The 21,326-nt window shown below is 55.3% G+C and carries 17 protein-coding genes; 4 read left to right on the top strand and 13 right to left on the bottom strand.

Annotated elements, in window-relative coordinates; all coding sequences use genetic code 11:
* Positions 1-121 precede the first annotated feature (121 nt).
* Positions 122-2,029, bottom strand: a complete 1,908-nt coding sequence (thrS, locus tag RMS95_RS03055) for a threonine--tRNA ligase (protein WP_310643476.1) — start codon at positions 2,027-2,029, stop codon at positions 122-124.
* 101 nt (positions 2,030-2,130) lie between these two features.
* Positions 2,131-3,462: an isocitrate lyase gene (gene aceA, locus RMS95_RS03050; RefSeq protein ID WP_104797736.1), complete on the bottom strand. Its 1,332-nt coding sequence runs from the start codon at positions 3,460-3,462 to the stop codon at positions 2,131-2,133.
* A 502-nt stretch (positions 3,463-3,964) separates the two neighbouring features.
* Here aceA and RMS95_RS03045 point away from each other — a divergent pair.
* Entirely contained in the window at positions 3,965-4,426 is a 462-nt protein-coding gene (locus tag RMS95_RS03045; protein ID WP_310643474.1) for an SWIB/MDM2 domain-containing protein, read from the top strand.
* A 76-nt stretch (positions 4,427-4,502) separates the two neighbouring features.
* On the opposite strand, the gene RMS95_RS03040 is transcribed toward RMS95_RS03045, so the two are convergent.
* From RMS95_RS03040 to RMS95_RS02995, 10 genes are all read right to left on the bottom strand, one after another.
* The gene (locus RMS95_RS03040) at positions 4,503-6,212 is read right to left on the bottom strand and encodes a thiamine pyrophosphate-binding protein (RefSeq protein WP_310643472.1); all 1,710 of its coding nucleotides are present in this window, start codon (positions 6,210-6,212) and stop codon (positions 4,503-4,505) included.
* A gap of 19 nt (positions 6,213-6,231) precedes the next feature.
* Positions 6,232-7,440, bottom strand: coding sequence for an MFS transporter (locus RMS95_RS03035; protein ID WP_310643470.1), 1,209 nt, complete (start codon positions 7,438-7,440; stop codon positions 6,232-6,234).
* A 103-nt stretch (positions 7,441-7,543) separates the two neighbouring features.
* Positions 7,544-10,147: an ATP-dependent chaperone ClpB gene (gene clpB / locus RMS95_RS03030; protein WP_310643468.1), complete on the bottom strand. Its 2,604-nt coding sequence runs from the start codon at positions 10,145-10,147 to the stop codon at positions 7,544-7,546.
* 149 nt (positions 10,148-10,296) lie between these two features.
* The gene (gene moaE, locus RMS95_RS03025; RefSeq protein ID WP_310643466.1) at positions 10,297-10,779 is read right to left on the bottom strand and encodes a molybdopterin synthase catalytic subunit MoaE; all 483 of its coding nucleotides are present in this window, start codon (positions 10,777-10,779) and stop codon (positions 10,297-10,299) included.
* A gap of 27 nt (positions 10,780-10,806) precedes the next feature.
* On the bottom strand, positions 10,807-11,058 hold the full coding sequence (moaD, locus tag RMS95_RS03020; protein WP_310643465.1) for a molybdopterin converting factor subunit 1: 252 nt from the start codon (positions 11,056-11,058) through the stop codon (positions 10,807-10,809).
* On the bottom strand, positions 11,055-12,296 hold the full coding sequence (gene glp, locus RMS95_RS03015; protein ID WP_310643463.1) for a gephyrin-like molybdotransferase Glp: 1,242 nt from the start codon (positions 12,294-12,296) through the stop codon (positions 11,055-11,057). Before glp ends, moaD begins: the two co-directional genes overlap by 4 nt.
* On the bottom strand, positions 12,293-12,823 hold the full coding sequence (gene mobB, locus RMS95_RS03010) for a molybdopterin-guanine dinucleotide biosynthesis protein B (protein WP_310643461.1): 531 nt from the start codon (positions 12,821-12,823) through the stop codon (positions 12,293-12,295). The genes glp and mobB overlap by 4 nt, the downstream gene beginning before the upstream one ends.
* Positions 12,820-14,253, bottom strand: coding sequence for a threonine synthase (thrC, locus tag RMS95_RS03005; RefSeq protein ID WP_310643459.1), 1,434 nt, complete (start codon positions 14,251-14,253; stop codon positions 12,820-12,822). Before thrC ends, mobB begins: the two co-directional genes overlap by 4 nt.
* Entirely contained in the window at positions 14,253-15,563 is a 1,311-nt protein-coding gene (locus RMS95_RS03000) for a homoserine dehydrogenase (protein ID WP_310643457.1), read from the bottom strand. Before RMS95_RS03000 ends, thrC begins: the two co-directional genes overlap by 1 nt.
* A complete protein-coding gene (locus tag RMS95_RS02995; RefSeq protein ID WP_310643455.1) occupies positions 15,560-16,786 on the bottom strand; it encodes a pyridoxal phosphate-dependent aminotransferase in 1,227 nt (408 codons plus the stop codon). The genes RMS95_RS03000 and RMS95_RS02995 overlap by 4 nt, the downstream gene beginning before the upstream one ends.
* 65 nt (positions 16,787-16,851) lie before the next feature.
* On the opposite strand from RMS95_RS02995, the gene RMS95_RS02990 reads away from it, so the two are divergent.
* The 3 genes from RMS95_RS02990 to RMS95_RS02980 all read left to right on the top strand — a co-directional run bounded on the left by RMS95_RS02990 (position 16,852) and on the right by RMS95_RS02980 (position 19,681).
* On the top strand, positions 16,852-17,238 hold the full coding sequence (locus tag RMS95_RS02990) for an Mth938-like domain-containing protein (RefSeq protein WP_310643453.1): 387 nt from the start codon (positions 16,852-16,854) through the stop codon (positions 17,236-17,238).
* Between the two features lie 139 nt (positions 17,239-17,377).
* Positions 17,378-17,857: a peroxiredoxin gene (locus RMS95_RS02985; protein WP_104797748.1), complete on the top strand. Its 480-nt coding sequence runs from the start codon at positions 17,378-17,380 to the stop codon at positions 17,855-17,857.
* 150 nt (positions 17,858-18,007) lie between these two features.
* Positions 18,008-19,681 (top strand): PhoH family protein, encoded by a 1,674-nt coding sequence (locus RMS95_RS02980; protein WP_310643452.1) that lies wholly within the window; start codon positions 18,008-18,010, stop codon positions 19,679-19,681.
* Between the two features lie 3 nt (positions 19,682-19,684).
* Here the strand turns inward: RMS95_RS02980 and dnaB are convergent, their stop codons facing one another.
* Entirely contained in the window at positions 19,685-21,094 is a 1,410-nt protein-coding gene (gene dnaB / locus RMS95_RS02975) for a replicative DNA helicase (RefSeq protein WP_310643450.1), read from the bottom strand.
* Between the last annotated feature and the right edge of the window lie 232 nt (positions 21,095-21,326).

Raw genomic sequence — 21,326 nt, 5'->3', positions numbered from 1 at the left:
TTTGCGTTCCTCGCGCTGGCGGCGGTCGCGAAATTCTGTAGCGATGGTGACTATCCTTAAAAATCAAAAACAAACCGACACACGTGTGCGACGCACAACTCTTGGCAATTCCTAAATGAAATTAGCTTTTGAGAGAGATGTCAGAGGCAATCTTTTGAGAGAAGGCTTCGAGGGACATCACACCGAGGTCTTGATTGCCTCGGGCGCGCACTGCGACGGCGCCAGCTTCCTTCTCTTTGTCGCCTACGACCAAGATGTAGGGAAGCTTTCGCATTGAATGCTCGCGTATTTTATACGTGATTTTCTCGTTGCGGAGGTCTAAATCGACCCTAAGCCCTTGATTTCGCAGCGTTTTTGCAACTTCTTGGGCATATTCGGCCTGTGAATCGGTGATATCAAGCACCGAAACTTGGGTGGGAGCCAGCCAAGTAGGCAAGGCGCCAGCGTGCTGCTCGATCAAAATGCCAATGAAACGCTCCATGCTGCCAACAATGGCGCGGTGCAAGATAACGGGGCGTTGGCGTGAGCCGTCTTCCGCCGTGTACTCGGCATCCAAGCGCTCAGACAGGTTGAAGTCGACCTGAATCGTGCCGCACTGCCACTCACGGCCAATCGCGTCTTTCAGGGTGTATTCAATCTTAGGGCCATAGAACGCGCCGTCGCCTTCAGAGATGACGTACTCGCAACCTGCAGCGGTCAAACTGTCCATCAAGGCCTTCTCGGCCTTGTCCCACAACTCGTCTGAGCCAATACGGGCTTCGGGGCGTGTGGACACTTTGTACAAGATGTCAGTGAAGCCAAAGTCTGCATAGACCTTCTTGAGCACCTTGGTGAAGGTGTCGCACTCGGGCAAGATTTGGTCTTCGGTACAGAAGATGTGGCCATCGTCTTGCGTGAAGCCACGCACGCGCATGATGCCGTGCAAGCCGCCGGATGGCTCGTTGCGGTGGCACTGGCCAAACTCGCCGTAACGCAAAGGCAAATCACGATAGCTCTTGATGCCTTGCTTGAAGATCAAGATGTGACCAGGGCAATTCATCGGCTTCAAAGCGTAGTCACGCTTTTCAGACTCGGTGGTGAACATGTTGTCGCGGTACTTGTCCCAGTGACCGGTTTTCTCCCACAGCGACTTGTCAATGATCTGCGGACCTTTGACTTCGAGGTACTCGTTGTCACGGTACACCTGACGCATGTACTGCTCAATGGTTTGCCATACGGTCCAACCCTTGGGGTGCCAAAACACCAAGCCAGGGGCGTGCTCGTCAATGTGAAACAAATCGAGTTCGCGGCCCAGCTTGCGGTGGTCGCGCTTTTCAGCCTCTTCCAAACGCTTGAGGTACATCTGCAAATCGTCTTTGCTGGCCCAAGCCGTGCCATAAATACGTTGCAGCATTTCGTTTTTGTGGTCACCGCGCCAATAGGCGCCCGCCACTTTCATCAACTTGAAATGCTTGAGCTTGCCAGTACTGGGCACGTGTGGACCACGGCACAAGTCTTCAAAGTTGCCTTCGCGGTACAGGCTGACATCTTCATTGCTCGGGATGCTGGCAATGATTTCGGCCTTGTAGTGTTCGCCCAAACCTTTGAAATAAGCCACCGCCTCATCACGAGGCAAGACACGGCGCACCACGGCTTCGTCCTTGTTCGCCAACTCGGTCATGCGCTTTTCAATCGCCACCAAGTCTTCTGGCGTGAAGCCGCGCGTGAATGAGAAGTCGTAGAAGAAACCGTTGTCAATGACGGGGCCGATGGTGACTTGCGCCTCTGGAAACAGTTCTTTCACCGCATACGCCAACAAATGGGCGGTGGAGTGACGAATCACCTCCAAGCCTTCGGCGTCTTTGGCCGTGATGATGGCCAAGTTCGCATTGCTGACCATGGTGTAGCTGGTGTCTACCACCTTGCCGTCGACCTTGCCAGCCAAAGCCGCCTTGGCCAAGCCTGCGCCAATTGACGCAGCCACTTCGGCCACCGTCATGGGACCTGGAAATTCACGTTGCGAACCGTCGGGGAGAGTAATCTGAACCATGTGTCTGAAAGTAAAAAAGCGCGGCAAAGGCCGCGCTTGGAAAAAGTATCTAAACGCTGAGTTAGATTTTACGCCGCTCAGCATTTACCTACCCAAGTCAATCAGTGGAACTGCTCTTCTTCAGTAGAACCTGTCAAAGCTTTCACAGAAGATGAACCGCCTTGAATGACCGTGGTCACATCGTCGAAGTAGCCTGCGCCCACTTCTTGTTGGTGTGACACGAAGGTGTAACCCTTGTCACGTGCTGCGAACTCAGGCTCTTGCACCATGTTGACGTAGTGCTTCATGCCTTCGCCGTTGGCGTAAGCGTGGGCAAACTGGAAGGTGTTGTACCAGTTGATGTGGATACCAGCCAAAGTGATGAACTGGTACTTGTAGCCCAAAGCCGACAAGTCTTCTTGGAACGACGCAATTTGTTTGTCATCCAAGTTCTTCTTCCAGTTGAAAGAAGGTGAGCAGTTGTAAGACAGGAGCTTGCCTGGGCATGCTGCGTGCACAGCTTGTGCAAACTCACGGGCAAAGCCGATGTCTGGCACGCCTGTTTCGCACCACACCAAGTCAGCGTAAGGCGCGTATGCCACACCGCGGCTGATGGCTTGTTCCAAACCGTTTTTAACGCGGTAGAAACCTTCTGGTGTGCGCTCGCCCGTCAAGAACGGCTTGTCGTTGGCGTCGTGGTCAGACGTGATCAAGTTGGCGGCTTCAGCATCGGTACGGGCCAACACGATGGTCGATGTACCCATGACGTCCGCTGCGAAACGTGCAGAAATCAATTTCTCGCAAGCTTCTTGTGTGGGCACCAACACTTTGCCACCCATGTGGCCGCATTTCTTCACAGCCGCCAATTGGTCTTCGAAGTGAACGCCAGCAGCGCCAGAGGCAATCATGTTTTTCATCAATTCGAACGCGTTCAACACGCCGCCGAAACCGGCTTCAGCGTCCGCCACGATGGGCAAGAAGTAGTCGATGAATTCTTTGTCGCCTGGGTTGATGCCACGGCCCCATTGAATTTCGTCAGCGCGCTTGAAGGTGTTGTTGATGCGGCGAACCATGGTGGGCACCGAGTCATACGCGTACAGCGATTGGTCTGGGTACATGGTTTCAGAGGTGTTGCCGTCAGCAGCGACTTGCCAGCCTGACAAATACACAGCTTCCAAGCCCGCTTTGGCTTGTTGCATGGCTTGACCCGCAGAGATCGCGCCGAATGCGTTGACGTAGCCTTTCTTAGCGCCGCCGTTCACTTTGTCCCAGAGCTTTTCTGCACCGCGCTTGGCGAGTGTGTGCTCAATGGGCATGCTGCCGCGCAAACGCACAACGTCTGCGGCAGAGTAACCACGCTTCACGCCTTTCCAGCGTGGGTTGGTCGCCCAGTCTTTTTCGAGGGCGGCGATTTGTTGTTCGCGGCTGAGTTGTTCATTCAGTGATTGAGGCATGGTTCACTCCATTAAGTTGGTGGTTGTTCACGAGGAGGTTTGCAAAGCAAGCTGTTCTCGATGGATCAACTATAAGTCTTCTATAAGAGTCAAGACTTGTCTTATGTCTTATATAAGAATATATTTTTACCCATATAAATCAACAGCTTAAAAACCATATTTTGAATTGCAAAATTCAATTTCTCATATCAAGAAAAAATGCTGCGGCGCAACACTTCATTAATTCACATTGTGAAAATATGTTTTACAAAAGTACGCTTCAAAAACACCTTCTTGAAAACGCCCCCTCACATTCAACCCAAAGATCGCCATGACGTGAGATGTCTGCCGCACCATCAAACTCATAAAACCTCACAAAACCGTAGTCACAAAAAACAACAATCTCGAGTGAAAAAAGTCATTTTTCGCTTGGAAAGAAGATTTTTCTCAATTAGCATGCAACTTGTTTCAAAGAGCACGTCTCTCAGAGGCAATGACAAACACTTCTAGAAGGAAATCAACCATGGCAACTGCAAAGAAAGCACCGGCAAAAAAAGCACCAGCAAAAGCTGCTCCTGCCGCGAAAAAAGTCGTAGCTGCAAAAGCTGCTCCCGCTAAGAAAGTCGCTGCTGCAAAGCCAGCCGCCAAGAAAGCTGCCCCTGCAGCTAAAAAGGTCGTCGCTAAGAAAGCCGCTCCTGCTAAAAAAGTAGCCGCGAAAAAAGCTCCTGCTAAAAAGCGCACGCCTAACGCAGCCTTCATGAAAGCCATGACGCCTAGCGCCGCATTGGCAGCCGTGATCGGCGCCACACCTGTGCCACGCACAGAGGTGGTTAGCAAGCTGTGGGTCTACATCAAGAAGCACGGTCTGCAAGACGCAGCGAACAAGCGCAACATCAATGCCGACGACAAGCTCAAAGGCGTGTTCGGCAAAGCACAAGTCACCATGTTTGAATTGGCTGGCTTGATCGGCAAGCACCTGAAGTAATTCGGTCTTCGCTGAAAACAAAAAGGGACGCCTCGGCGTCCCTTTTGCTTTTGCGGCGACACCGCAAACCACAGCGCTACGAGGCCTTCACCTTGACCTGCTTTTGCAATGCAGCATCACGGATCGCGCTCAGCGTGCCACGCGTGGTGATGACTTCGGGGTCCAGCATCACTTCGATCAGCGTGCCCTGCTCGCGTGCCAGCGCTTCAGTCAGCGCCGCTTCAAACTCCGCCGTGCGCGTGATGCGCACGCCCGCGTAACCGTAGGCCTGCGCCAGCGCTGCAAAGTCTGGATTTTGTAAATGCGAGCCGCTCTGGTGATGCGGGTACTCTCGCTCTTGGTGCATGCGAATCGTGCCGTACATGCCGTTGTTCAACAACACGATGATCGTTTTTGCGCCGTGCTGCGAGGCCGTTGCCAACTCTTGGCCATTCATCAAAAAATCGCCATCACCCGCAATGGTGAACACCGTACGTCCGGTCAAGATGTTGGCCGCAATGCCTGCTGGCACGCCGTACCCCATGGAGCCAACCGTTGGCGCCAATTGGGTACGCAGACCTCGCGCCAAACCGTGGTGCTTGTGAAAGCGATGCACCCAGCTGGCAAAGTTGCCTGCGCCATTGGTGTACACCGTGTCATCGGGCAACAAGCGGTTAACCACACCAATGATGGCGGGCATGTCAATCTCGCCTGGCAACGCCTGAGGTTCCATGTTGGCTTCATAGTCGGCATGCGCTGCCGCCGTCCATGCTTCCCAAGGCAAGCTGGCCGGTGCGGTCAGCACTTCCAGTGAACGGGCGGCCGCGTTCATGGTGGAGAGCATGGCTAAATCGGCTTGGTAGACGCGGTTGAGCTCCTCAGCACTGGCGTGAATGTGCACCAACTTTTGCGTGGGCTTAGGCGCTTGCAACAGGGTGTAACCGCTGGTCGTCATTTCACCCAAACGGGGGCCAATCGCCAAAATCAAATCGCTCTCGCGAATGCGCTGCGCTAACTTGGGGTTGATGCCGATGCCCACATCGCCGGCGTACTGTGGATGGTGGTTGTCAAACGTGTCTTGAAAGCGAAAGGCGTTGCCCACTGGCAACTTCCAGTTCTCAGCAAAACGCTGCAAAGCTTGCGCGGACTGCTGGGTCCAGCCACTGCCGCCCGCAATCACAAAGGGACGCTGCGCGGTCAAGAGCATCTCGCGCAGTTGGCGTAAAGCCCCTGGGTCGCTCCACGCTTGCGAAGGCTCCACGCGGGCTAAGGGACGCGAATCGACCTCATGCACCAACATGTCTTCTGGCAGCACCAACACCACAGGGCCCGGCCGGCCGTTCATAGCGGTGGCAAAAGCGCGTGCCACGTATTCAGGAATGCGCGCAGGGTCATCGATGCGTTCCACCCGCTTGGCCATCCCACGGGTGCTGGGACCAAAGAAGCTGTTGTAGTCCACCTCTTGAAAGGCTTCACGATCACGGAAATCGCTGCCGACATCGCCCACAAACAGCACCATCGGGGCGCTGTCTTGAAATGCGGTATGCACACCGATCGAGGCATTCGTTGCCCCAGGTCCTCGGGTGACAAAACAAACGCCTGGACGGCCCGTTAAACGGCCCTGTGCATCCGCCATGAAAGCTGCCCCGCCCTCTTGGCGGTTGGTCACAAATCGAATGCGATCGCGGTAGGCATGAAAGCCATCCAACACCGCCAAATAACTTTCGCCTGGCACGCCAAACGCGTGCGTCACACCTTGCTCAATCAAGCACTCGACCAACAGGTGGCCTGCAATTTGTTTTGTCATTGTTCGTCTCTTTTTAGTTTTAACCATGCACGGTGCGTCGACCCACGCCCAGTGCCACACCCACACTCATCAACAACACTAAGGCTGCGCCCAACAAAGTAGCGCCATACCAGCCATGGTCCATGAAGACCCCAAAGATCAAAGGAGAAATGGCAAACCCGACATCGAGGCCGGAATACACCATGCCGTAGACACGGCCTGTGGCCCCTTTAGGCGTGGCCTTCTTGATCATCATGTCGCGCGAGGGGCCACCTATGCCAATGGCCAAACCCGTCGCGGCCAAGATGACCATGGTGGCATTGGCATCGAGCCAACCACTGCCACAGAGGGCCATGAAAAGTGCAGCGACCGTCATGCAACTGGCCACCACTTTGTCACTTTGGCGTGGCCAACGCGCTGCCACAAAGCCGCCCACCAACATGCCCAACGCCGCAGAGAGCATATAGGCAGTCAAAGTCATGGTGGCCGCTTCAAACGTCACGTTGTGCATGGCTTGCAAAATAGAAACGGCAAAGCTTTGCACCACCGCCAGCGTCATGGTGGACAGCAAGAAGAAGCCGAAACACCACCAAACGACAGGGATCTTTAAAAAAGCCAAGGTATGTTCACCACCCGCTTCTTGCTTGTGATGGGTGGCCTGCGTCTGCAACGCGTCGCGCTGCCAAACCAACAACAGAAAAATGCCTAAGAAAACCAAGCCTGCGCCCACATAGGCGGCACGCCAGTCCAACAAAGTACTCAATCCCACCATGAACACAGGGGCCACCGCCCACCCCAAATTGCCCGTCAACCCATGCGCGCTGAAGGCATAGCCCAAACGCGGAGGCGACACCTTTTGATTCAAGATGGTGAAGTCCACGGGATGAAACGAACAGTTCCCGAGCCCCAACATGGCGGCAGCCACCATCAAGCCTGCATAACTTTGCGCCACAGAAGCCACCATGCAAGCAAGGGCGAGCATCAGCAATGAGGCAAACATGACGGGCCTTGCGCCAAAACGATCCACCACAAAACCTGCCGACGCTTGCCCCATGCCCGACACGACAAAAAACACCGACATCAAAAACCCCAGTTCCGAATAACTCAGACCAAAGGTTTTGATGAACACAGGAAACATCAAAGGCAACAGCAAGTGCGAAAAGTGCGAGCTGGCATGGGCCAAGCCGACCAAGCCGATGACAGACGCGTCATCTCGCCATGGGGTGGCCGTTTGAGCAAGTGTGGTCATAAAAGGGCGACAAAAAAGCGCAACAGATGAAGATGTTGAATCCTACCTGTTGCGCTTTTCCTGCGCCGTCCGCTGGGGGACAAGGCCCTTTTAGCGAATCACATCAAGCCGCTAGCTTGATAAACGCGAACTCACCCGGCGCACGCACGGGATCAACGCTCACCGCAATCGTGTCTTTGGGGCCAAACTTACCCTCCAACAGCAACTTAGACAGCGGGTTTTCAATTCGTTGCTGGATGGCACGCTTCAAGGGGCGCGCGCCAAACACAGGGTCGAAGCCCACCTTGGCCAATTCAGCCAGCGCTGCAGGCGAGACTTGCAGCGTGAAGTCCATCTTGGCCAAGCGCTCAGACAATACCTTGAGTTGAATGTCGGCAATGCGCGCGATGTGCTCCGCATCCAAGGCATGGAACACCACCGTCTCGTCAATGCGGTTCAAAAACTCAGGGCGGAAATGCGTTTTCAGTTCATCCCACACCGCATCTTTGATGTCTTGCGGATCTTCACCGACCATGCTTTGGATGATGGGCGAGCCGATGTTGGACGTCATCACAATCACCGTGTTTTTGAAGTCCACCGTGCGGCCTTGGCCATCGGTCAAACGGCCATCGTCTAGCACTTGCAACAAGATGTTGAACACATCGGGATGGGCTTTCTCCACCTCATCCAGCAACAGCACGCTGTAAGGCTTGCGGCGAACGGCTTCTGTCAAGTAACCGCCCTCGTCGTAACCCACATAGCCAGGGGGCGCACCGATCAATCGGCTCACCGAGTGCTTCTCCATGAACTCGCTCATGTCGATGCGAATCATGTGGTCTTCACTGTCAAACAAGAAGCCCGCCAAGGCCTTGCACAGTTCGGTCTTGCCCACGCCCGTAGGGCCCAAGAACAAGAACGAGCCGGTCGGACGGTTGGGGTCTCCCAAGCCTGCGCGTGAACGGCGAATGGCGTTGGCCACGGCCGTGATGGCCTCGTCTTGGCCCACCACACGGTTGTGCAACTTGTCTTCCATTTGCAGCAACTTTTCGCGCTCGCCCTGCATGAGTTTGGACACCGGAATGCCTGTGGCACGCGCCACGACTTCGGCGATCTCTTCCACGCCCACTTGCGTGCGCAGGAGACGATGACCACCCGTTTTGGCCTGCTTGGCATTTTCTTTGGCGGTCGCGTCTTTCATGCGCTTTTCAAGCTCGGGCAGTTTGCCGTACTGCAACTCGGCCACCTTGTTGAAATCGCCCTTGCGGGTGAATTCTTCAATTTGGAAACGCAAGCGGTCAATCTCTTCTTTGATCTGCGCGCCACCGTGGGCCGACGCTTTTTCAGACTTCCAGATTTCATCCAAGTCCGCGGCTTCTTTGCCCAGCTGCGTGATTTCTTCCTCCAGCAAGGCCAAGCGTTTTTGCGAGGCTTCGTCTTTTTCTTTGCGCACGGCTTCACGCTCGATCTTGAGCTGAATCAAGCGACGGTCGAGCTTGTCCATCACCTCGGGCTTGGAGTCGATTTCGATCTTCACCTTGGCTGCGGCTTCGTCGATCAAGTCAATCGCTTTGTCGGGCAAGAAACGGTCGGTGATGTAACGGTGCGACAACTCTGCCGCCGCCACGATGGCGGGGTCGGTGATCTCCACGCCATGGTGCACTTCGTATTTCTCTTGCAAACCGCGCAAGATGGCGATGGTGGCCTCCACTGTGGGCTCACCCACGATGATCTTTTGGAAACGGCGCTCCAACGCGGCATCTTTTTCGATGTATTTGCGGTACTCGTCGAGCGTGGTGGCGCCCACACAATGCAACTCGCCGCGGGCCAATGCGGGCTTGAGCATGTTGCCCGCATCCATCGCGCCTTCGGCCTTCCCTGCGCCCACCATGGTGTGGAGCTCGTCAATGAAAACGATGGTCTTGCCTTCGTCTTTGGCCAATTCGGTCAACACGCTTTTCAGACGCTCTTCAAACTCGCCACGAAACTTGGCTCCTGCCAACAGCGCGGCCATGTCCAGGGACAGCACGCGTTTACCTTTGAGCGAATCTGGCACCTCACCGGCCACGATGCGTTGGGCCAAGCCCTCCACAATCGCGGTCTTACCCACGCCGGGCTCACCAATCAACACGGGGTTGTTTTTGGTGCGCCGTTGCAGCACTTGAATAGCGCGGCGAATTTCGTCGTCGCGGCCAATCACGGGGTCCAACTTGCCGCTGCGGGCACGCTCAGTCAAGTCGACACAGTATTTCTTGAGCGACTCACGCTGACCTTCGCTCTCGGCGTTGTCCACCTTTTGACCACCGCGCACCGCTGTCACGGCAGACTCCAAAGAGCGACGGCTCAAGCCACTCTCTGTGGCCATCTTGCCCCAGTTGCCTTTGTTGTCGCACATGGCGAGCAAAAACAACTCGCTGGCCACAAACTGGTCGCCACGTTTGATGGCCTCTTTTTCAGCCGCTTGCACCAAGGACACGGTGTCGCGCCCGACCTGCACTTGCTCTTGGCCTTCGACTTTGGGCAAGCGGTTCATAGCCGATTCAGCAGCAGCCAACAGCCCCACCACGTTGGCACCTGCACGCTGCAACAACGACTTGGGGCCATCGTCTTGACGCAACATGGCAACCAACACATGCGAGGGTTCGATGTAGGCATGGTCGCCACCTAAGGCCAAGCTTTGGGCCTCTGACAGGGCTTCTTGAAATTTAGTGGTGAGTTTGTCGAGACGCATGGAAACTCCGAAGCAGATGTTGAACTACCTCGTAGCTGAGGCTGATGCGCTCTATTTCAAGATCAGGCCAACAAACCGGCTTTGACGCAGGTCAAGACATGGTGCATTCAACCCGCCAACCATCGCCATGTCAGTGCGGTGGCGAACCTTTAGGCAGCAAAGGTGTTGGCCGCTTGAATGCCCCAACGCGCCAAGGCTTGGTCATCGCTCACGCGAGCGTCCACCCAACGCGCGCCTTCGGGCGTGACTTCTTTTTTCCAAAACGGCGCTTGCGTTTTGAGGTAGTCCATCAAAAACTCGCACGCCTTGAAGCTCTCGCCGCGGTGGGCAGAAGTCACGGCCACGAACACAATTTGGTCTTCAGGATGCAGCAACCCCACGCGATGAATCACACGTGCGGCATAAATGTCAAAACGCTTCTTAGCTTCATCCATCATCGCGGCGATGGACTTCTCGGTCATGCCAGGGTAGTGCTCCAGCTCCATGCTGGCGACCGAGCTGCCGTCGTTGCGTTCGCGCACGGTGCCAAGAAAAGAACAGACCGCGCCCACACGCGCATCGCCCGCACGCAAAGCGGCGAGCTCTTGGCTCACATCAAAGTCTTGGGTTTGGATGCTGACGCTGAAAGTCATAAATCACCTCGAAAAACTGCTGAGGGTTTAGCCACCCGTCACGGGCGGAAAGAACGCAACTTCACACCCATCGCTCAGCGCCATCGCGCCATCGCAGAGGTCTTGATTCACGGCTGTACGCACAGCGCGGCCACGCGCCAACGCCTCGGCATAAGCCCCGCCACGAGCGATCAGTTCATCACGCAAGGCATCGAGCGTGGTGGCTTGCGTGTGCACGCTTTCGCTGCCCTGCCCGATGGCTTCGCGAATGGACGCAAAGTACTTCAAGGTGACGTTCATGCCAACCACTCCGCAAAGGAAATAAAGCGAACGGTATCGCCTTTTGAAATTGTCTGCCCGGCAGGGTTATCCACCACGCCATCACCCCATACCGCCGACGTCAAGACGCCAGAGCTTTGGTTGGGAAACAAATCGAGCCCCCCTTGTGCATTGCGTTTGACACGCAAAAACTCACGGCGTTTGTCGGCACGGGGCCAATCAAAGTGGGCCGTCATCTCGGTGCGTTTCACGTCTGTCTGGGTCACACCTTGCAAGCCCAATACAAACGGACGCACCAACAACAAAAAGGTCACAAAACTGGACACTGGGTTGCCGGGCAGACCCATGAAATGGCAGGCGTCACCTTCGGTCTCGCGGTTCACCTTGCCATAGGCAAAAGGCTTGCCGGGCTTGATGGCCAATTGCCAAAGGTTCAATTCGCCCAAGCTTTCCACCGCGGGCTTGATGTGATCTTCCTCTCCCACCGACACGCCGCCGCTCGTCAAAATCAAATCGTGGTGCTGCGCTGCATCGCGCAAAGCGGCAACAGTGGCCTCGCGTTTGTCGGGGACGATGCCAAGGTCGGTCACCTCGCAACCCAAGCGCTGCAACATGGCGCGCAAAAAGAAACGGTTGGAGTTGTAAATCGCACCCGCAGGCATGGCCTCGGGGGCCACATCACCAGGCATGACCAACTCATCGCCGGTCGAAAACAAGGCCACCCGCGGACGTGCAGACACTTGCAACTGTGCCAACCCAATGCTGGCGGCCAAGCCCAATTCGGCAGGCGTCAAGCGTGTGCCTTGCGTGAGCACCGTGGCACCGCGTGTGACGTCTTCGCCAGAGCGACGAATCCATTGCCCTGCGGGCACGGTCTTACTCACTTTGACTTGGTCACCGTCTAAAGCCTCGCAGTCTTCTTGCATCACCACAGCATCCGCGCCCGCGGGGATAGGCGCCCCCGTGAAGATGCGGGCGGCTTCGCCTGCATGGAGAGGTGTGCCGCTGGAACCCGCAGGAATGCGTTGCGTGACACGCAGCACCGCTCCCGCGTGCATGCAGTCAGCCACACGCACGGCGTAGCCATCCATGGAGCTGTTGTCTTGCGGTGGCACTTGCAAAGCAGAGGTCACATCTTGCGCCAGCACACGGCCATCGGCATCAAATGTGGACACCGTTTGCTGGCTTTGCAACGGCATCGCTTGGGCCAAGAGCAACGGCAAGGCTTCATCCAGGGAACGCAATGCAGGACGTGTCATATCGGACGTGGGTTGTAGTGAAAACGGTCTTGGTGATCGATCAGCCATGCGCACACAGCCTCTGGATCGTTCAAATCCAAAAGAGGGCGAAGCGTGGGCTCTGGCAACGCTTGGGGTGAGTCGGTGGCGATGGCCACCACAAAATCATCGTCAGGGTAGCGCACAGGCTGGCCGGAGGCATGTCGCCACACTTCGATTTTGAGCAAATCGCTTTGCTTGAAACCTTCGACCAACACCCAATCCACACCGTCGTAAACCTCAGCCAACAGATGATGCACCGACAAACGTGTGGGTTGCTCAAACGTACGCTGCACCACCAAACGCTGGCTGGACGCCACCACCACCTCAAACGCACCCGCCTCGCGGTGACGCCAGCTGTCTTTGCCCGGCTGATCAACGTCAAAGTTGTGATGCGCGTGCTTGACCACCGAAACGCGAAGCCCAAGCATGCGCATCTCGACAATCAATTGCTCAACCAACGTGGTTTTGCCCGAACCGGAGTAACCGGCAAAGGCGACGACCTTCATGCGTGATCGCAATGCTTGGCAATGTAGGCCTTGATTTGCGCCACATCCGCCTTCATCACGTGCACGCGTTTGGGCAAGGCTTCAATGCCTTCAAACTTAGCCGGACGGTCGGGCTCTTGCCCCAAGGCTTCCACGATGGTGGCGGCAAATTTGATAGGCAATGCCGTTTCCAACACGATCATGGGCACACCCGCCTTGATGTGTTCACGCGCCACTTTCACGCCGTCGGCGGTGTGGGTGTCGATCATCTGGCCGAAGCGTTTGTAGACGTCTTGGATGGTAGCCAAACGGTTCGCATGCGTGCTCTTGCCACTGGCGAAACCGTAGCGGCTGGCAGCTTCTACGAAGTGCGGGTTGCCGCTCAAATCGAACTTGCCGTTCTTCGAAATTTGGGCGCCAAACAAGTCTTTGGTCAACGCGGCATCGCGACCGAGCAAATCGAACACAAAGCGTTCGAAATTGCTGGCCTTGGAAATGTCCATCGACGGGCTAGAGGTTTCGTGTGTGTCGGCACTGCCGCGCACGCGGTACACGCCGGTGCGGAAGAACTCGTCCAACACATCGTTTTCGTTGGTGGCCGCCACCAAGGTGTCCACGGGCAAACCCATCATGCGGGCCACATGGCCTGCGCACACGTTGCCAAAGTTGCCACTCGGCACGGTGAAGTTCACCTTTTGGCTGTTGGCGGTGGTGGCTTGGAAATAGCCTGCAAAGTAGTACACCACCTGCGCCAACAAACGTGCCCAGTTGATGGAGTTGACCGTGCCAATTTTGTATTGGGTTTTGAAGTCCAAATCGTTGGACACCGCTTTGACCAAATCTTGGCAATCGTCAAACACGCCTTCGATGGCGATGTTGTGGATGTTCTCATCCATCAAGCTGAACATTTGCGCTTGTTGGAATGGGCTCATACGACCGTGTGGGCTGGTCATGAACACGCGCACACCTTTTTTGCCGCGCATGGCGTATTCGGCCGCACTGCCCGTGTCGCCACTGGTCGCACCAAAAATGTTGAGTTCTTCGCCACGACGTGCCAACTCGTATTCAAACAAGTTGCCCAGCAGTTGCATGGCCATGTCTTTGAACGCGAGCGTGGGGCCGTTGGACAAAGCCTCGACCAACAAGCCCTCTTCTAACTTGTGCACAGGCACGATGGCCTCGGTGCCGTACACCTCTTGGGTGTAGGTCTTGGCGCACAAGGTTTTCAGGTCGGCGGCAGGAATGTCATCGATGTAGAGCGACAGCACGTCAAACGCCAAGGCAGCATAGCCCTGCGTGTTGAACGTGGCGCGCAAACGCGTGAGCGCGGCATCGTCCACCTGTGGGTAGTGCTCGGGCAAATACAAACCACCATCGGGGGCCAGGCCCTCGAGGAGGATTTCACAAAAACGCTTGCGCTCGGCGTGGCCGCGCGTGGACAAATACAGCATCAGTTCAACTCTTCTTTGCGGATGCGGGTGATCGGGGCCAACACGGTGGTCAGCTTTTGCATTTCAGCGATGGCTTGGTTCATCTTGGCTTCCACGCAATCGTGGGTCAAGATGATGAGGTCGGTGTGGCTCTCGCCCTCACCGGCTTCGCGCTGCAACACGGCATCAATGCTGATGTCGGCAGTCGCCAAAATGCCTGTGACTTTGGCGAGCACGCCCGCTTGGTCGGCCACGCGCAAGCGCAGGTAGTAGCTGGTCACCACTTGGTCCATCGGCAAAATCGGCAAGTTGCTCATCGCATCAGGTTGGAAGGCCAAATGCGGCACGCGGTTGAGTGGGTCGGCGGTGTGCAAACGTGTGATGTCCACCAAGTCGGCAATCACAGCGCTGGCTGTGGGCTCGCTACCTGCACCTTTGCCGTAGTAGAGCGTGGTACCCACGGCGTCGGCTTGCACCATCACCGCGTTCATCGCGCCTTCGACGTTGGCAATCAAACGCTTGCTTGGCACCAAGCAAGGGTGCACGCGCAGCTCAATGCCTGCGGCTGTGCGCTTGGAAATGCCGAGCAGCTTGATGCGATAGCCGAGTTGTTCGGCGTACTTGATGTCTTGCGATTCGAGCTTGATGATGCCTTCGACATACGCTTTGTCAAATTGCACAGGCACGCCAAACGCGATGGCTGACATGATGGTGGCTTTGTGTGCGGCGTCCACACCTTCAATGTCGAAGGTGGGGTCAGCTTCGGCATAACCCAAGGCTTGGGCTTGCTTGAGCACGTCATCAAAGGTCAAGCCTTTGTCGCGCATCTCAGACAAGATGAAGTTGGTGGTGCCATTGATGATGCCCGCTAGCCACTGAATGCGGTTGGCAGTCAGGCCTTCGCGCAAAGCCTTGATGATCGGAATACCACCAGCGACAGCCGCTTCAAACGCGACCATCACGCCCTTTTTGTGGGCCGCTGCAAAAATTTCTGTGCCGTGCACCGCCAGCAGTGCCTTGTTGGCCGTGACCACATGCTTGCCCGCTTCGATGGCTTCGAGCACGAGTTGCTTGGCGATGCCGTAGCCGCCAATGAGCTCCACCACGATGTCGATGTCGGGGTTGGCGATGACTTTGCGTGCATCGTCGACCACTTGCACATTCGCACCCACGATGCTTTTGGCACGCGCCACATCAAGGTCAGCCACCATCGTGACTTGAATGCCGCGACCGGCGCGACGTTGGATTTCTTCTTGGTTGCGTTGGAGCACTTCGAAAGTGCCGCTGCCTACAGTGCCAATGCCTAACAGGCCTACTTGAATCGGTTTCATACTGCGTTTTTATTTCTGTAGTTTTCGAGGAATTTAGCGATGCGCAAGATGGCCTCGCGCAAATCATCCACATGGGGCAAGAAGACGATACGGAAGTGATCCGTGTCTGGCCAATTGAAGCCGGTGCCTTGCACCAACATGACCTTGGTTTCTTCCAACAATTCCAAAAAGAATTGCTGATCATCTTTGATCGGGTAGATGTTGGGGTCCAAACGCGGAAACATGTACAGCGCCGCTTGCGGCTTCACACACGTCACGCCGGGAATCGCGGTGATGAGCTCATAGGCCAAGTCACGTTGCTTGCGCAAACGACCGCCCTCGCCTACCAAGTCGTTGATGCTTTGGTAGCCGCCCAAGGCCGTTTGAATCGCCCACTGGCCTGGCACGTTGGCACACAAGCGCATGTTCGAGAGCATGTTGAGGCCCTCGATGTAATCGGCCGCAGGCTTTTTGTCGCCCGACACCACCAACCAACCCGCGCGATAGCCGCATGAACGGTAGCTTTTAGACAAAGAGTTGAAAGTGAGGGTCAACACGTCTTCGCTCAAACTGCCGATAGGCGTGTGCTTGACGTCGTCATACAAAACCTTGTCGTACACCTCATCGGCAAAAATAATCAAGCCGTGCTCACGCGCCAAAGCCACGATTTCGAGCAACAACGCATCCGAGTACAAAGCACCCGTAGGGTTGTTCGGGTTGATGACCACGATGCCTTTGGTATTGGGCGTGATCTTGGCGCGAATGTCGTCGATGTTGGGCATCCAACCATTGGCTTCGTCGCACACGTAATGCACTGGCGTACCGCCGGACAGGCTCACAGCCGCTGTCCACAAGGGATAGTCTGGCGCGGGCAACAGCATTTCATCGCCATCGTTGAGCAAGCCATTGGTCGCCATGACGATCAACTCACTGGCACCGTTGCCCAAATAAATATCGTCCAGCGTGACACCTTTGATGCCCTGCTTTTGCGTCTCGTGCATCACCGCTTTGCGCGCACCAAAGATACCTTTGCTGTCGGAATAACCCGCCGAGGTCGGCAGATTGCGGATCATGTCTTGCTGAATTTCTTCAGGCGCATCGAAGCCAAACACGGCCAAATTGCCAATGTTGAGCTTGATGATTTTGTGGCCTTCCTCCTCCATGTGACGCGCTCGGTCCATGATGGGACCGCGAATGTCATAACAGACGTTGGACAGCTTGTTGGATTTTTGGATCTTCTTCAAAGTCCCTCCGAGGGCTCTTTTACAGGGTGAAAACCTATAATTTGACCACAGTTCTCAAGGCATTTATGAAATTACAACCCGATCGCATCGACACCCTGTCCGTCACTGGCTATGGCCCTGGCTGGCTGGCCATTCAAGGTGAAAAGGTTCAACACAGCGTGTTGATCACCTCTGCAGGCGTGCGCGTGGATTGGCAATGCACGCGCTTCGATGATTTAGGCCCAGAACACTTCGCACAATTGGCCGCGCTTGATGTGGAGTTGGTCATTTTTGGTAGCGGAGATCGGTTGCGTTTTGCCAAACCCGAATGGTTAATCGCTTTCATGCACAAGCGCATCGGCATCGAAACAATGGACACCCAAGCAGCATGCCGCACTTACAACATTTTGGCGGGTGAAGGTCGCAAGGTGGCCGCAGCATTATTGGTTGAACCCACGATAGGTAATGAATAAGTACCTCTGTCTCGGAACGTCCGACACAACGCAGACCCCGCTTCTTTCTAAGTTAAAATAGTGGGTTGCCGTAAGGGGGCTGTCTAGACAGTCGCTCCCTTCATCCGGCCGTCTCCACTGTCACACCTGATTGAGCGCTATGGCAATTGTTGTCAACAAACCCCTTCCCGAATTTGAGGCCAACGCAACAGGTGGCATCAAGGTTTCTAACAACTCTCACAACGGCCAAATGATGGTGTTGTACTTTTACCCCAAAGACAACACCCCGGGCTGTACGACAGAAGCCATGCAGTTCCGCGACAAGTACAAAGACTTCGTCAAAGCGGGTGCCATCGTGTTTGGCGTGTCGCGTGACAACATGAAGTCACACGACGAGTTCAAAACCAAGCTGGAACTCCCGTTCGAGCTGATTGCCGACACAGAAGAAAAAATGTGCCACATGTTTGGTGTTGTCAAAAACAAAATCATGTACGGCAAAAAAGTCAAAGGCATTGAGCGCAGCACCTTCTTGGTCGGCCCCGACGGCTTACTCAAAGAAGAGTGGCGCGGTTTGAAAGTGCCAGGCCATGTGGATGATGTTTTGAAGGCCGTCAAAGCCTTGAAAAAAGCAGGCGCCTGATCCCGTCCTTAAAACGTCACAGAGCTCGGGTATAGTGGCTCTATGACGTTCACAAAAACGAACACGCACTCTCTTCAAGCCGCCTTGGCCTCCAGGCGGCTTTTTCGTTTTTGAGTCCCTCTTTTTCGTTACTTCACACAAAGCCCTTCCATGCCACTGCCTCCCGCCCCTGCCAAACGCGCTGCTTTTCTGAATACCGAAGCGATCCAGACCTCTGCAAAAACCAAATCGACACGCAGGACGGACGAGAAGGTCTTGCCATCGGAGCCAGTGGCTTCAGCGCAATCGCCTAAAGCACCTATGGCAAAAACGCATGCCCCCGTGGCGCCCAAGGCACGCGACAACCGCCATGAAAGCGAACGCCGACGCGACGAAGAACGTCAAACCGCCCCCTTACGCAGCAGCACGGCACGCACCAAAAAGACCAAGCACACAGGACCAACTAAATTGTTTGTGCTCGACACCAATGTGTTGATGCACGACCCCATGTGCCTCTTCAACTTCGAAGAACATGACGTGTTTTTGCCCATGATCGTGTTGGAAGAGCTAGACGGTCACAAAAAGGGCATGACCGAAGTTGCGCGCAACGCACGCCAAACCAGTCGTACGCTTGATGCGTTGGTGGCCACGCATGGTGCAGACATCACCACGGGCATCAAACTGGATGGCACAGGACACCGCGAAGTGGGCGGACGACTGTTCTTCCAAACGCAAGTGCTAGATTTCACGCTGCCATCGAGTTTGCCGCAAGGCAAAGCAGACAACCAAATTTTGGGCGTGGTCGAAGCGCTTCGACAAGTGCACGCACCGCGCGAGGTGGTGCTGGTGTCCAAAGACATCAACATGCGCGTCAAAGCACGCGCATTGGGCTTGGCCGCAGAAGACTATCAAAACGACAAAACCTTAGAAGACGGCGACCTGCTGTATTCGGGCGCCATCGCGTTGCCCCAAGACTTCTGGATCAAACACGCAAAATCGGTGGAGAGCTGGCAAAGCGGCAACCAGACGTTTTACAGCTTGAGTGGCCCCATCGTAGCCGACTTACACATCAATCAATTCGTCTACTACGAAGCCGCGGGCGAACCCAGTTTGTACGCACGCGTGACTGAGATTCGCGGCAAAAACGTGGTGCTCAAAACGCTCAAAGATTTCAATCACCTCAAAAATGCGGTGTGGGGCGTGACCACCCGCAATCGGGAACAAAATTTTGCGATGAACATGTTGACCGACCCTGAGATTGACTTCGTCACTCTCACCGGCACAGCAGGAACAGGTAAAACCTTGATGGCCTTGGCTGCGGGCTTGACACAAGTCTTGGACGATCGCCGTTACACAGAAATCATCATGACCCGCGCCACGGTGAGCGTCGGTGAAGACATCGGCTTTTTACCGGGCACTGAAGAAGAAAAAATGGGCCCTTGGATGGGCGCATTGGACGACAACTTAGAAGTCTTGGCCAAAACCGAAACCACCTCTGGCGAGTGGGGCCGTGCAGCAACGAATGAGTTAATTCGCAGCCGCATCAAAATCAAGAGCTTGAATTTCATGCGCGGACGCACGTTCTTGAACAAGTACTTGATCATTGATGAAGCACAAAACTTGACGCCCAAGCAAATGAAAACGCTGATCACGCGTGCGGGCCCAGGCACCAAGATCGTCTGCATGGGCAACTTGGCTCAGATCGACACGCCCTACTTGACCGAAGGCTCGTCGGGATTGACCTACGCTGTCGACCGCTTCAAAGGTTGGCCACACGGTGGGCACATTACCCTAGCCCGCGGCGAGCGTTCACGACTGGCGGACTTTGCCAGCGACGTGCTGTAAAGCTTAGAAATCGCCGTTGTTGTAACCACTGGCCAAGCTCTCAAACTTGGTCAGCGGTTTCAAGAAGGCCAGCTTGACGGTGCCTGTTGGGCCGTTACGCTGCTTGCCAATGATGACCTCGGCCACGCCAGGCTCTTTGGATTCTTTGTTGTAGTAATCATCACGGTAAATGAACATGATGACGTCCGCATCCTGCTCAATGGCACCCGATTCACGCAAGTCACTCATCATGGGACGCTTGTCGGTGCGTTGTTCCACGCTTCGGTTGAGCTGAGACAAAGCAATCACGGGGCATTGCAGCTCTTTGGCGAGCATCTTCAAACCTCGCGAAATTTCGCCAATCTCGGTGGCGCGGTTGTCACCACCGCTGCTGCTCGAGCCGCTCATCAACTGCAAATAGTCGACCACGATCAAGCCCAATTTGCCGCACTGACGCGCCAAGCGTCGCGCGTTGGCGCGTAACTCACTGGGCGTGAGGCCCGGTGTTTCGTCGATATGCAGAGACACATTGCGCAGCTTCTCAATGGCCTCGGTCAAACGCGGCCATTCATCGTCACTGAGTTTGCCAGTGCGTAAATGGCCTTGGTCCACACGACCAATCGACCCCACAATACGAACCGCCAACTGCGATGCCCCCATCTCCATGGAGAACACAGCCACAGGCAAACCTTCATTCACCGCCACATGCTCGGCGATGTTGATGGCCAAGGCGGTTTTACCCATCGACGGACGGGCCGCCAACACGATCAAGTCACCCGGCTGCAAGCCGGAGGTCATGCGGTCAAAGTCAACAAAGCCCGTCGGTACGCCGGTGATGTCGTTTTGGTTGTCCGCCATTTCTTGCACACGGTCCAACAGGTCCACCACCAACTGGGGCATGGCCTGAAAGCCCTGCTTCATGCGCGAGCCTTCTTCACCAATGTTGAAGATCTTTTGCTCAGCTTCGTCCAAAATTTGGGCCACAGCTCGGCCTTGCGTGTTGAAGGCGTTGGTAGCAATTTCATCGCTGGCGGTCACCAGCTTGCGCAAAATCGAACGCTCACGCACGATTTCGGCATAGCGTCGGATGTTGCTCGCGCTCGGCACATACTGAGCCAACGCATTCAAATAGCCTAAACCGCCAATTTCTTCGGCTTTTCCCAAAGCCTGTAAATGCTCATACACCGTGATCACGTCCGCTGGGCGACTCGCATTCACCAACGCACCAATGGCCGCATAGACCTGCTTGTGCTCGTAACGGTAAAAATCACCATCGACCAGCAAATCGCCGACGCGGTCCCACGCACTGTTGTCCAAGAGCAAGCCGCCTAAAACGCTGGATTCGGCTTCCACCGAATGCGGCGGGATACGCAACTGAGCGATTTGTTGATCGGCAGAGAAGCCTTCTTCAAGACTGGACAAAGCGGCTGACATAGGCATCCTGTAAAACACACATCCTAAGCCCCATCAAGGCACACGCCTTGGGATAACACTGTGGATAAGCAGTGCATTATTTGGGGAAATCAAAAGGCGGATTCAAGGACGAAGTGCAACACGCTTTAACGAGGCATGGAATACCTCGTGAGGTGTCTTGAATCCTAGTCGCTTTCTGGGGCGATGATTCAATCGGTTTTCAATCATAGTCAATTCCTCATCCGTCACGGTT

The organism is Limnohabitans sp. (assembly GCF_031539175.1).
Taxonomy (GTDB): Bacteria; Pseudomonadota; Gammaproteobacteria; order Burkholderiales; family Burkholderiaceae_C; genus Limnohabitans.
This window is presented reverse-complemented; position numbering and strand designations above follow the sequence as displayed.